The sequence below is a fragment of the Ruegeria sp. AN6 genome (assembly GCF_056540425.1).
Window position 1 is genome coordinate 16,343 of sequence record NZ_JBQFWR010000003.1, and the last position, 13,371, is coordinate 29,713.

General features: G+C 58.4%; 11 protein-coding genes. 3 read left to right on the forward strand and 8 right to left on the reverse strand.

The features are described from left to right. The first annotated feature begins 192 nt into the window (after positions 1-192). The 3 genes from deoC to ACR0MQ_RS06450 all read left to right on the forward strand — a co-directional run bounded on the left by deoC (position 193) and on the right by ACR0MQ_RS06450 (position 4,437). The gene (gene deoC / locus ACR0MQ_RS06440) at positions 193-1,191 is read left to right on the forward strand and encodes a deoxyribose-phosphate aldolase (protein ID WP_170776046.1); all 999 of its coding nucleotides are present in this window, start codon (positions 193-195) and stop codon (positions 1,189-1,191) included. Positions 1,192-1,266: 75 nt separating this feature from the next. Continuing rightward, a complete protein-coding gene (locus ACR0MQ_RS06445) occupies positions 1,267-3,600 on the forward strand; it encodes an aldehyde dehydrogenase family protein (protein WP_170776045.1) in 2,334 nt (777 codons plus the stop codon). 24 nt (positions 3,601-3,624) lie between these two features. Next, the gene (locus ACR0MQ_RS06450) at positions 3,625-4,437 is read left to right on the forward strand and encodes an SDR family oxidoreductase (RefSeq protein WP_480606752.1); all 813 of its coding nucleotides are present in this window, start codon (positions 3,625-3,627) and stop codon (positions 4,435-4,437) included. A gap of 65 nt (positions 4,438-4,502) precedes the next feature. On the opposite strand, the gene ACR0MQ_RS06455 is transcribed toward ACR0MQ_RS06450, so the two are convergent. The 8 genes from ACR0MQ_RS06455 to ACR0MQ_RS06490 form a co-directional block, all read right to left on the reverse strand. Next, positions 4,503-4,667: a hypothetical protein gene (locus ACR0MQ_RS06455; RefSeq protein WP_170776043.1), complete on the reverse strand. Its 165-nt coding sequence runs from the start codon at positions 4,665-4,667 to the stop codon at positions 4,503-4,505. A gap of 239 nt (positions 4,668-4,906) precedes the next feature. Continuing rightward, positions 4,907-6,211: a M16 family metallopeptidase gene (locus tag ACR0MQ_RS06460; protein ID WP_480606754.1), complete on the reverse strand. Its 1,305-nt coding sequence runs from the start codon at positions 6,209-6,211 to the stop codon at positions 4,907-4,909. After that, positions 6,208-7,548 carry a M16 family metallopeptidase gene (locus ACR0MQ_RS06465; RefSeq protein ID WP_480606757.1) on the reverse strand — a complete coding sequence of 447 codons (1,341 nt, stop codon included), beginning with the start codon at positions 7,546-7,548 and terminating at the stop codon, positions 6,208-6,210. The genes ACR0MQ_RS06460 and ACR0MQ_RS06465 overlap by 4 nt, the downstream gene beginning before the upstream one ends. An 85-nt stretch (positions 7,549-7,633) precedes the next feature. Beyond that, positions 7,634-8,149: a DUF3035 domain-containing protein gene (locus ACR0MQ_RS06470; protein WP_010438645.1), complete on the reverse strand. Its 516-nt coding sequence runs from the start codon at positions 8,147-8,149 to the stop codon at positions 7,634-7,636. Positions 8,150-8,199: 50 nt separating this feature from the next. Further along, on the reverse strand, positions 8,200-8,670 hold the full coding sequence (lspA, locus tag ACR0MQ_RS06475; protein WP_010438644.1) for a signal peptidase II: 471 nt from the start codon (positions 8,668-8,670) through the stop codon (positions 8,200-8,202). Continuing rightward, the gene (gene purH / locus ACR0MQ_RS06480) at positions 8,670-10,259 is read right to left on the reverse strand and encodes a bifunctional phosphoribosylaminoimidazolecarboxamide formyltransferase/IMP cyclohydrolase (RefSeq protein WP_480606760.1); all 1,590 of its coding nucleotides are present in this window, start codon (positions 10,257-10,259) and stop codon (positions 8,670-8,672) included. Before purH ends, lspA begins: the two co-directional genes overlap by 1 nt. Before the next feature lie 22 nt (positions 10,260-10,281). Then, positions 10,282-12,021, reverse strand: coding sequence for a heparinase II/III family protein (locus tag ACR0MQ_RS06485; RefSeq protein WP_480606763.1), 1,740 nt, complete (start codon positions 12,019-12,021; stop codon positions 10,282-10,284). 88 nt (positions 12,022-12,109) lie between these two features. Further along, positions 12,110-13,369, reverse strand: coding sequence for an RsmB/NOP family class I SAM-dependent RNA methyltransferase (locus ACR0MQ_RS06490; RefSeq protein WP_480606766.1), 1,260 nt, complete (start codon positions 13,367-13,369; stop codon positions 12,110-12,112). Between the last annotated feature and the right edge of the window lie 2 nt (positions 13,370-13,371).

Below are 13,371 nucleotides of genomic sequence, written 5' to 3' on the forward strand. Positions count from 1 at the left end.
TCCATTCAGGTGCCTTGTTACCTCTGAATATGCGAACCATTCGCAACTAAGTCAATGCAAATGCGAATTACTCGCAAGAAAACATCTTTTTTGTCCATTTGGTCAAAATTTTACCCTTTGCAGGGGTCGGCACACCTTTCTTTTCTTCGCAGCCCATGCGAATTTGGCGCAAACCTCCAAAAGGACGGAAAAATGGATACGCAGAGCTCAGAAAGCCCCGTGCGCACCCCGCATCTGCCGCAAGTGACCGAGCCCCGGAACCCGGGAATGGACCTGGATCTGGATTGGGTGCGGGCCGTACAGGCCAACACTTCGGCCATCGAACGCCGCGCCGCGACCTTGCCCGGTCGGCGGTCGGTGAAGAAGGAATATCAGGCCGCATGGCTGCTGAAAGCGATCACAATGATCGACCTGACAACGCTTTCAGGCGATGACACAGTAGGGCGGGTTCGCCGCCTTTGTGCCAAGGCTCGGCAACCAGTGGCATCGTCGGTTCTGCAGGCGCTGGACATGCCGCCAATCACAACCGGAGCAGTCTGCGTCTACCATGACATGATCGAAACGGCTGTGGACGCATTGGAAGGCACTGGTATTCCGGTTGCGGCGGTATCCACTGGCTTCCCGGCTGGTCTATCTCCATTCCATCTGCGCGTGGCCGAGATCGAAGAAAGTGTGAAAGCGGGCGCCGAAGAGATCGATATCGTGATCTCGCGCCGTCATGTGCTGTCCGGCGATTGGCAGGCCCTGTATGATGAGATGAAAGCGTTCCGCGTCGCTTGTGGTGATGCCCATGTCAAAGCCATCCTTGCCACCGGCGAGCTGGGCAACCTGCGCAATGTCGCCCGCGCCTCGCTGGTCTGCATGATGGCGGGTGCCGATTTCATCAAGACCTCGACCGGCAAGGAAAGCGTCAACGCCACCTTGCCTGTGTCGCTGGTGATGATCCGCGCGATCCGGGATTATTATGACCGCACTGGATATCGGGTCGGGTACAAACCTGCAGGTGGGATCTCAAAAGCCAAAGACGCATTGGTTTACCTGTCGCTGATCAAGGACGAGCTGGGTGACCACTGGCTGGAACCAGATCTGTTCCGCTTTGGTGCCTCATCACTGCTGGGCGACATTGAGCGGCAGTTAGAACACTATGTGACAGGCGCATATTCCGCCGGTTACCGCCATTCTATGGGGTGAGGCGCGCCCGGAAATCGCTCCGGTGGAGCGATTTCAGCGCTGAACGGGCGAAGCCCCGGGAAAAGGACAAGAACAATGACAGTCAAAGAGATTTTCGAGACCATGGACTACGGCTCTGCCCCCGAAAGCGCAGCCGAGGCACTGGCCTGGCTGGTCGATCAGGGCGACAAGTTCGGCCACTATATCGACGGCGCATTCACCAAACCCGGCAAAGGGTTTGACAGCCGCAACCCGGCGACCGGAGAGGTTCTGGCCAAGCTGACGCAAGCGAAACAGGGTGACGTGGACGCCGCGGTTTCTGCCGCACGTAAAGCGCAACCCAAGTGGGAGAAGTTGGGCGGTGCGGGGCGCGCACGTTATCTCTACGCGATTGCACGCCTGCTGCAGAAGCATTCGCGCCTGTTTGCCGTGCTCGAAAGCCTCGACAACGGTAAGCCGATCCGTGAATCGCGCGATATCGACATCCCGCTGGCGCAGCGGCATTTCTATTACCATGCGGGCATGGCGCAGTTGATGGAAAGCGAACTGCCCGACGCTCAGGCGCTGGGGGTTTGCGGCCAGATCATTCCGTGGAACTTCCCGCTGTTGATGCTGGCGTGGAAAATCGCGCCTGCACTGGCAATGGGCAACACCGTGGTTCTGAAGCCGGCCGAGTACACCTCGCTGACCGCACTGCTGTTCGCCGATATCTGCTCGCAGGCCGGGTTGCCGAAAGGCGTGGTCAATATCGTGACCGGAGACGGTGCGGTGGGCGAGATGATCGTAAACGCGGACGTCGATAAGATCGCCTTTACCGGTTCGACAGTTGTGGGGCGGCGCATCCGCGAGGCGACCGCAGGGTCAGGCAAAGAGCTGACGTTGGAATTGGGCGGTAAGTCCGCCTACGTCGTCTTTGATGACGCGGATATCGATTCAGCCATCGAGGGGCTCGTCGACGCCATCTGGTTCAATCAGGGTCAAGTCTGCTGCGCAGGCTCGCGCCTTCTGGTTCAAGAGGGCATCGCCGATCGTTTCCACGCTAAGCTGCGTGCCCGGATGGACACCCTGCGCATCGGTGACCCGCTGGATAAGTGCATCGACGTGGGCGCTGTAGTGGACCCTGTTCAGCTACAGACCATCAAGGGCATGGTTGAAAGTAACACCGCTGGTCGCGTTCATCAGGCCGCTTGCGACTTGCCCGCGAACGGCTGCTACTACCCGCCGACCCTGATCTCGGGGTTGGAGACCTCTGACCCGCTGATGCAGGAAGAGATCTTCGGACCGGTACTTGTTTCGTCCACTTTCCGCACCCCCGAAGAAGCGGTCGAACTGGCAAACAACACCCGCTACGGGTTGGCAGCAACGGTCTGGACCGAAAATGTAAACCTCGCGCTGGACATCGCGCCCAAGCTGGTTGCTGGCGTGGTCTGGGTGAACGCGACCAACCTGTTTGACGCCGCCGCCGGGTTTGGCGGCGTGCGCGAAAGCGGCTTTGGTCGCGAAGGCGGCTGGGAAGGTTTGGCGGCATATACAAAGCCCAAGGGCAAGGGTAAACCGCTGGCGAAGATCGAGCCGACCATGGGCGAAGGTGCTCCGGTCGATCCAATCGACCGCACCGCCAAATTGTATATCGGTGGTAAACAGGCGCGGCCCGACGGTGGCTATTCAAAGCCCGTCTGGGGTAAATCCGGTCTGCTGGGCCATGTGGGGCTTGGTAATCGCAAGGACATCCGGAACGCGGTTGAGGCCGCAGCTGGTGCGAAGGGTTGGTCCAAGACAACCGGCCACCTGCGGGCTCAGATCCTATACTACATCGGCGAGAATCTCTCGGCCCGTGCCGATGAATTCGCCGCGCGTATCGACGCAATGACCGGCAAAAAGGACGGCGCGAAAGAGGTTGAAGCCTCAATCCAGCGTCTGTTTGCCGCCGCTGCCTGGGCCGACAAGTATGACGGTCAGGTGCATGGCGTTCCGATCCGGGGAGTCGCTATTGCGATGAAAGAGTCCGTTGGCGTGATCGGTGCTCTGTGTGCCGACGAGGCACCGCTTCTGGGTCTGGTTTCTGCGATGGCGCCAGCGATTGCCATGGGCAACCGGACAGTTCTGGTGGCTTCCGAGCCCTATCCACTGGCGGCAACAGACTTTTACCAGATCCTCGAAACTTCGGACGTCCCCGCTGGCGTGGTGAACATCCTGACCGGCAGTCATGTGGAATTGGCGAAACCGCTGGCCTCACATCTGAACGTGGATGCGGTCTGGTCGTTCTCGTCCACCGACCTTTCGAAAGAGATCGAAGCCGTCTCGGCCGGAAACCTGAAGCGAACTTGGGTCAATAACGCGACGGCATTTGACTGGAGCATGGACCATTCCCGCCGCTTCCTTCAGGCTGCGACCGAAGTGAAAAACATCTGGGTGCCCTACGGCGAGTAGGGTTCCCTGCCAAGGGAGGTCTACATGGATTTTTCAGGAAAAACCGTCATCGTTATCGGCGGAACCAGCGGCATCAATCGCGGCATTGCCGAGGCCTTTGCGGCCTCGGGCTCCAAACTGGCTGTAGCCAGTCGTTCGCAGGAAAAGGTTGATGATACGGTCGCGGCTCTGAAAGCCGCTGGCGCACAGGATGCCATCGGTGCAGCGTTTGACGTGAGGAACCCTGAGGCCGTAGCGGCTGGACTGAAACAGTTCCATGATACATTAGGCAATTTTGACGTTTTGGTCTCGGGTGCAGCAGGCAACTTCCCAGCGCTGGCGGCTGAGATGTCAGTCAATGCGTTCAAAACTGTGATCGATATCGACCTGATGGGCACGATCCATGTGTTGAAGGGGGCCTACCCGTTCCTCAAACGCCCCGGCGCCAGCATCATCAACATCTCAGCCCCACAGGCATACTTACCTTATGAAGGTCAGGCCCATGTCTGCGCGGCAAAGGCGGGCGTGGATCAAATCACCCGGACCCTTTCGATGGAATGGGGTGTGGAAGGCATTCGTGTGAACTCGGTCGTGCCCGGTTTCATCGAAGGCACCGAGGGAGCCAAACGCCTTGCCCCCACCCCGGATGCTGGGGAAGCGTTACGCAAAGACGTACCGTTGGGCCGTTGGGGCCAGCCGCAGGACGTGGCAAACGCCTGCCTGTTCCTCAGCTCAGATATGGCGAGCTATATCAGTGGCACGGTTCTGGCGGTCGACGGGGCACTTTATCAGCGCGGGTCAGGCAAGTTCGGGCAAATGATGGGGCAAATGCTGCGTGCACAGGCAAAACAGAACTGAGCACCTGTCAGGACATTGGCATCGCCAACATTTAAGGACTCGCGGGATTACCGTTTCAAATAAGGCTAGGAGCGTTTGACATACAGTCCAGCTGCAACCAAAAGCGTAGTCAGCGAACCGGCCACAACATAGAGAATGAATGCGCTGAGCAGGGATTGGCCGAGAGCCAGAGAGGCCGCAAATGTCAGCAACCCCGCAAGTATCCCAATTCCTAATGCCGCAACTATCATGGCGTCTTTCTGTCCTACCTATTGTCGAACGAGACACCGGTTTGATCTAACCGCTCAATCGCCTCGACAATGAAAGCATCCTTGATGTTTCTGGCCAAATTATGACCGCGACTCATTAATGAACTCTTAAGTCACAAAATTGCACGCCAAGGGATTTCTGGTACCCTTGGCAGATTTATAGATTGCGACTGGCACAACACAATCACACCGTCATGACGCGCAGAAAGGTCGTCTGGTCGCTATCCGTCCAGACCGATCGGTTTCCCAACCACGGTGAAATGCAGGCCTTCGGGGTCCAAAAACTCGGCCGCTACCCGGTTTATATCCTCCAGTGTCACCGCGTTCACCTTGTCATTGCGGGTTGCGATATAGTCGATGGGTAAGTCTTCCATCTGCATCCCCACCATGATCCCCGCGATCTGACCATTCCCGTCGAACCGTAGCGGATATGCGCCTGTAAGATAGGTCTTGGCGTCATCCAGTTCCTCTTGGGTAAATCCCTCGGACGCAGCGCGGGCCCACTCGTCGCGGATCACGTTAACCGCGTCGGCAATCCGGTCATTGGCGGATGAGACCGAACCAAGGTAAACCGAGGCCAGATCCTTGGGCACCAGAAAGGTCGAGACACCGTAGGTCAGACCGCGCTTTTCCCGCACTTCGTGCATCAGGCGGCTTTCAAATCCACCACCGCCCAATATGTGATTCAGGATAAAGGCTGCAAAGAAATCAGGATCGTCGCGGTCAATGCCTTTTTGGCCAAAAAGAGCAACCGATTGAGGCGTATTGAATTCCACAACACTTATGCCGCCATCGATCTTAACATCGGCCTTATCCGGGATGGCTTTCCCTGTTGCTGGCAAATCCACCAGCAGCGTATCCAACAATGTGCCCAGTTCTTCTGCGGTGATGTCACCGACGGCCCCGACATATAGCCGATCCTTGGCAAAGACGTTCTGGTAGGCCGCAATGATATCGTCACGGGTCAGCCCCGAAACACTTTCGATCGTCCCTTTTCCGTCCGTCGCGTAGGGGTGATCTCCGTACGCCATTGCTGCAAAACTGCGTCCGGCAATATCGTTCGGATCAGTTTGGTCCGATTTCAGACCCGAGAGCACCTGCCCCCGCACCCGTTCAATGGCATCTTGGTCAAAGCGGGGTTCGTGAATTGTAGTCCGCAACAGATTGACCACATCATCGCGGTTCTCGGTCAGGAAGCGGGTTGAAATCGAGACTGTATCATCCGTCGCCCGGTAGCTGAATGAGGCCGCCAATGCCTCAAGCTCGCGCGCATAGGTCCGGACATCCATGTCGCCCGCGCCTTCCTCGATCAAACCGCTCATCAGGTAAACCGCGCCGCGTTTGTCGGGATCATCCAAGGAGGTGCCGCCGCGAAATCGCATCTCAAGCGCGGTAAAGGGTATTGAGTGATCTTCGACCAGCCATGCGGTGATTCCTCCTGGTGAGGTTACCTCATGGATTTTGATTTCAGCCCATGCGGGCAACGCGATAACAACAGCGATCAGGGTCGCGAGAATGCGTTTCATTGTGTCACCTCATCATCGCGCATCAACCAACCGGTTACAGATGTTTCGGGCTGTATCACTTCTCGTGCCGCCGCGATGATGTCATCGCTTGTCACCGCCTGCAGGATATCCGGCCAAGCCTGTACATCCTCAATCGTCAACCCGCTGGTCAGCGCGCGTCCATAGCGGTTTCCGATTCCGTCCACATTGTCGCGCGCATAGGTTTGAGCGGCGCGAAGCTGCATCTTGATGCGATCCAGATCCTCTTCGTTCACGCCTTCGGCAATAAAGTCTGAAACGACCTGATCCATCGCATCCTCGGCCTCCTGCAACGAGACACCTTCGGCCGGAACAACAATCAGATCAAAGGTTGTGTCATCCAGTGAAACGCCCCGGTAGAACGCACCGGTATAGACGACCAGTTGCTGCTCAAACTGCAGCTTTTCATTCAGATAGGATGTAGTGCTACCACCCAGTAACTCGGCCAGAAGAAACAGCGCCGCGGCTTTCTCTTGTGCGCCTGCATCGCGTTCGGGTGCCAGATAACTGCGTTGCACATAAGGCTGCGAGACTCGGGCGTCTTTGTAGGTCAGGCGGCGCTCAGCCGTTTGCGGGGGCTCCTGCGAACGGATCCTTTCGGGCAGGTCCGGATTGGCGGGTATCACACCATAATACTGATCTGCCAGCAATTTGACCTCGTCCGGGTCAACATCACCAGTCACGACCAGAATGGCGTTATTGGGCGCATAATGGGTCTGATAGAAGGACAGGGCATCGTCCATGTCGAGCTCTTCCATCTCGTGTTTCCAGCCGATAATGGGAACGCCATAGCGGTGGTTTAGATACTGCGCTGCGTTCATCTGTTCGCCAAACAGCGCGCGTGGATTGTTCTCGGTCCTCTGGTTGCGTTCCTCAAGGATGACGTCGCGCTCGGTTACGATGTCATTTTCGGTCAGGCGGATGTTGCGCATCCGGTCCGCCTCCATCCGCATCATCAGTTCCAACCGGTCGGCGGCAACGCGCTGGAAATAGGCAGTGTAGTCATAAGAGGTAAATGCGTTGTCATTTCCCCCGTTGGCCGCGACGGTGGCCGACAACTCACCCGCTTCCATTGTATCGGTGGCCTTGAACAGCAGGTGTTCCAGAAAATGCGCGACACCAGAGGACCCGATCGGTTCGTCTGCCGAGCCTGCACGATACCAGACCATATGCTGCACCACCGGCGCGCGGTGGTCTTCGACCACTACGACGTCCATGCCGTTATCAAGCGTGAAAGTGGTAACCGCCTCATGCCCCTCTTTGGCCCAAAGAGGGGATGCTGCGATCAGGGCAGCCGACAATGCCAGGGCCCGAACCATGGGGCATCCTCCGTTTCGTTTCTGGTATTCAAACTACGGTGGTGCTGCCAGTGTTCAAGGCCAATGACGGAATGTTAAGAAAAGTTCATTCCAACGGAGGCGCAGAAGGTGTTTCGATACCACGCTGCCGCGCCGCTTCGTTTGCATTGTTCGCATCGATCGACTCGCGCCGATATGCCTGCGAATAACGATCCACCGGGAAAAGCCGCAAACGCGTGAAGCGCTGCTTCTTCTTACGGAAATCCGCATCTTCCTGGGCAACAACCTGCCGCGTATTGGCGGGAACACCATATCGGCTTGAAGCTGTGACCAGCGCTGCATCACTCGCAGGAATCGCGGTATTGGGGTTCAGGGCCGCTTCGCTGCCGCCGAGAGCCACAACAGCATCTGCCTTTGGATTGGGATCAGTCAGATTCGCACCACCGGGGGTAGGTGCAGGTAGAAACGCATAATCCTTTGGTTGGGTCAGCGGCTTAACCGGCAGGACCGAGAACTCATCCGGCCCGGGCCCGGGTGCCCGAAGATTGCGCAAACCAATATCGGAACAGCCCGCAACTGTCGCGGCGAGTGTCAGAACAAGAATGGTGCGTGGCATACGCATCAGTGTCTCCAGCCAGTTTCAGGCGCTTTTATCGCATATCATCGGGCAGGTCACGAGGGCTTTTTGCCATCGAATAGGACCAGGCCCAATGCTCCCGCAAATATGAACACATCCGCCAGATTGAACACAAACGGGTTATTGATCCCACAGCAGGACATGTTCAGAAAATCCAGAACATAGCCATAAAGCACCCGGTCGACGACATTTCCCAGCGCGCCGCCGATCAGCAGGCCACCACAGAATTGTTGAAACCTCGTCGGGGCTATTCGGCCCAGCCAAATCAGGACACCCAGACAAATCGCCAGAGAAATGCCGATCAGGACCCAGCGCGCTGCATCGCTGTCGCCCTGAAACAGCCCGAAGTTGATGCCGCGATTCTCACCGTATTTGAACACCAGAAACGGCGGCAGGACGCCGATATCGCCCTGCGCCACGCGCAGCACGTGAACGACCAGATACTTGCTGATCTGGTCGATCAAAAACGCCGCCAGTCCGGCCCAGAGGAGGAGCGGGCTGCGCATCAGTGACGGAAATGCCGCATGCCGGTGAAGACCATGGCCAGACCTGCCTCATCTGCCGCCGCGATCACCTCATCGTCACGCATCGAACCGCCGGGCTGAATGACGCAAGTGGCGCCTGCCTCGGCGGCCTCCATCAATCCGTCGGGAAAGGGAAAGAACGCATCAGATGCCACGGCCGAGCCGATGGTCAGTGGTTGGGGCAGTTCCAGTACGTCGGCCATGCGCTCGGCCTTTTTGGCGGCGATCAAGGCTGAATCGACGCGGCTCATCTGGCCTGCACCAACGCCTACGGTTGCACCGTCTTTAACGTAGACGATGGCGTTGGATTTGACGTGTTTGGCGACTTTCCAGGCAAACAGCAGATCGCGCATTTGTTCGTCAGACGGGGCCTTCTTGGTAACGACCTTCAGGTCATCCATGCCGACAAAGCCGTTATCCTTGTCCTGCACAAGCAGGCCACCGGCGACCTGACGCACGGTTTTCCCTCCTGCCGCCACGTCAGGCAGAGCCTCTGTGGTCAGCAAGCGCAGGTTCTTCTTAGCCGCGAATATCGCTTTGGCCTCGTCCGACGCACCCGGAGCGATCACGACCTCGGTAAAGATACCAGTGATCTCTTGCGCGGTTTCCGCATCCAGAGGCTGGTTCAGAGCAACGATTCCGCCAAAGGCCGAGGTCCGATCACAATCGAACGCGGCTTTATAGGCTTCAAGCAACGTGGCCCCCTTGGCCACACCGCAAGGGTTCGCGTGCTTAATGATGGCACAGGCTGCGCCGTCCGCCGGATCAAACTCGGCGACCAGCTCAAACGCGGCGTCCGTGTCGTTGATGTTGTTATAGCTCAGTTCCTTGCCCTGATGCTGCACTGCGGTCGCCACGCCAGAGCGATCCGTACCATCTGTGTAGAATGCAGCCTGCTGATGGCTATTCTCGCCATAGCGCAGGGTCTGCTTCAACTCACCCGCAAAGGCGCGGCGTTTCGGCGCCTCAAGCTGCAATGCGTCGGCCATCCAGTTGGACACGGCGGTGTCATAAGCGGCAGTCCGGGCATAGGCCTTTTGCGCCAGCCACTGTCGGAAACCCAGCGATGTCTTACCGTAGTTTTCTTCAAGTTGATCCAGCAGCGAAGAATAATCCTCGACATCTACAACGACGTTAACGAAGGCATGGTTCTTGGACGCCGCCCGGATCATCGCAGGTCCGCCAATGTCGATATTCTCGATGCACTCATCGTAACCTGCACCCTTCGCCACGGTCGCTTCAAACGGATAGAGGTTCACGACCAGCAGGTCGATCGCAGCAATCCCGTGTTCGTTCATCGCGGCAACGTGGGTATCATTGTCGCGCAGCGCCAGCAGGCCGCCATGCACCATCGGGTGAAGCGTTTTGACCCGGCCATCCATCATCTCAGGAAAACCGGTCACCTCGCTCACATCTTTGACCTCTAGGCCAGCATCACGCAACGCTTTGGCCGTACCGCCAGTCGAAAGTAACTCGACCCCGCGTTCGGACAGTGCCTTGCCCAGTTCGATCAATCCGGTCTTGTCGGAAACGGAAAGCAACGCGCGGCGCACGGGGTGAAGGTCGGTCATGGGTCCAAAGGTCCTTTTGGCGTCAGTCGAAAACGGGCTCGTCCCGGTGCGTATCCCGCACGGCATAGGCTGTATCCTGAGCCTTGCTGAGCGTCCACCGGATGCGCGTCGCATACTCCATTGCGCGCCCAGATAGAACGATCTGTTTTGTCGCGCGTGGCTTTAATCGACCTTTTTCCAAGTAAACGCTTGGTTCAACTGACAACTTTCCAACGCGATCATGGCGGAAAACCCAGATCTCGCCGCTTTTGAGGGCCATCGACACGGCCGCACCGCCCAAATCCAACGCCGCATCAACGTCAGGGTGCAGGTGAAAACGGATATCAAAGGCGATCCCCTTCAGGCCCGCCCCATCCATGGCCCGGTCAAATTGCCGTTTGGCTTTGTCGGTTGCGGTCAGCAGTATATCTTCCCCTTCAAGCTCGCGCCCATCAAATCGCAGCTCGAGCGTACGGGCGTGGGTCAGACCGAACACTTTGTTGTAACCATCATGGCCGACCATGAACCGTGTGCCCTCAAAGGCATCTTCGAAATCCACCGGGACGTCCCGAGGGCCATCGACCAGCGCCTCCTGCGACGATCCTTTTGCGACTTCGGCAAGCCGCGCGCTGGAGTAGCCGTCGACACACAGGGTCGAATGGGAAGGGGTTGCGCGCCCCGCACGTCGCCAGTCCTGACCAAAACTACCACCCGATCCACAGTTCACGATCAGCGGGCGCCGGCCCGAGGTCAGTTCAAACGCAAGGGTGGACGCGTGCGCGTTATACGAGGCTGCGCCTTTGGGTGGCGCGCTGGCATCCACCAGAACCGTCGTGCGCGAGGCCGCCAGACGCGCATAACCCATCGACAGGTCCGAGTGCTGCTGCGGCTTTACACCGCTTTGCGCCAACGCCTGATCTAACCGTCCTTCCAACCCGCGCCCACCGCCGTGAAATCTGGCCAGCGCTCCATCCGCGTGGCGCAGATTTCGCAACGTCGGCGCGATGCGTTTGATCGCTTCGGTCTGCGAAGCAGGTGTGCCCCGGCCCACTTCGCTGAGAGCCGCCGAAGTCCAGGACAACAACGTAAACACCTCAAGCAATTCTTCGGGATTGCGGGTTGGGATACCGCCTTCGGCATCAATCTGACGTTCACACTCACGGGCCAGAGCACGCAAGGCCGGGTCTGCCATCTGCTCCTGACCTTCCAACGCCAATCCGGCCTGCACAAGACCTGCCAGAGCCTCGAACCTTGGCAATCCCGGTGTTGCCGCTGTCCAGCGTTTGGACAGAAACCACGTCTGCTGCGACAGCGATCGAAAGAAAGCCTTGCTTTGCGCCTCATCAACACCGCGCAGCAGAAAAACCGCGTGATTGATCCAACGCATGACCCGCCGCCCTGTCAGGTCCGGCGCCCAACCAGGGCCTTTGCCGCGCCCATGCGCATCTATCCAACCCCAGACCCAACGCTGCGCTTTTTCCCGGGCGCGCATGTCGCCCACGGCCGCCAAATCGTCCAGCCACACAAAACCGTGGCGTTCGTCATCGAAATCAAGGCTTGGCGCGACCACATCCCAGAGGTCGGTGTCATCAGCCTCGACCAGATATCCCGCAAACAGCAAATTCCCGGCCACCAGTTGCCGACCACGGGCAAAAGACCCAACCGTACGCGGCTCGGGCTGGCCGACGAATCCCGAGACCGCCTTCCGCCTTTGACTCAGGCGCGCGTAAAGACGGTTCTGAAACCGCGTCCAGCGATTGGCCATTGTATCCGTGTTTGACATGACGCTTGCGACTCTGCCCCTTGCGCTCTGCGGGCGCTTGAGCACACGATAGACCGGTCCGCTCGTCAAGTCATCGAAAAGCGTCGCGTCAGGCGGATTTGTTCAGACAGGCGATATAAAACCCGTCCATCCCGCCCTTGTCCGGCCAGTAATCGGGACGCAAGCGCAGGCCACCTTCTTCAGTGATCCAATCTGCTTCAACGCCCGCAATCTCAAGAGCGGCGCGGTCAACCTGCATATCAGAATAGCTATCCAGTGCCTCTTCAATCTGTACTTCACCCTCGTCCGGCAGCAGCGAGCATGTGCAATAGACCAACCGCCCGCCAGGCTTCAGCAAAGTCCAGGCATGAGCCAGCATGCGCGCCTGTAACTCGATCAACCCGCCAAATTCCGAACCGTCCTTGGCGAAAGGTAAATCCGGATGGCGGCGAATCGTACCCGTTGCTGAACAGGGTGCGTCCAGCAAGATAGCGTCATACTGGCCCTTATGCTCCAGCGCATCTTGGGCGATAACCTTAGCTTTCAGGCCGGTTCGTTTCAGGTTCTCGCGAACGCGCACAAGTCGCGCCTCCGAGATATCCAGAGCGGTGACATCTGCACCTGCAGCGGATAGCTGCAAGGTTTTTCCACCCGGCGCAGCGCAGAGATCCAGAATTTTCTCTCCGGCTTTCGGGGCCAGAACCCGAACGGGTAACGCCGCCGCCGCATCCTGAACCCACCAATCCCCGGCCTCATATCCCGGCAGGGTCGAGACCTGCCCCGCATCCTGCAGCCGCGCCGAATCGGTGGGCAACATCTCTGCACCCGCGATCTCGACGCTTGGTTTTGGCGTCAAATCCAATGGTGCCCCGTTGAAATGCGCGTGCTCCATACCTTTCACGGCGTCTTCACCCCACGCCATGATCAGCGGTTCGCGCAACCACTCTGGCAGGCGAGGCACACGCATCTTGGGCCAAGCGTCGGGCCCGTCGGCGGCAATCTTGCGCAAAACCGCGTTAACCAACCCCTTCAGCCGTCCATGCTTGCGCGAACGGCCCACGATCTCGACCATGGAATTCACCACCCCGTGCGCGGCTTCGCCCTGACACAGCTCGACCGTGCCAAGCCGCAAGGCGTTGTGAACCGTCAGCGCGGGCGTTTGTCGCAGGTGATCGGCCAGCAGCCGGTCGGCACGTTCGAGCCCGCGCAAGGTTTCGATTGTCAATCGTTGCGCCCGCGCGCGATCCTCAGGGGCCAATCGATCCAGCGCACCTGCCGCAAGACATTCGGGCAACAGCCGCCCCTCGCCGAGTATCTGATCCAGCAGATAGATCGCACTTCGGCGCGCTGCTGTGGCGGAATTTAACATGA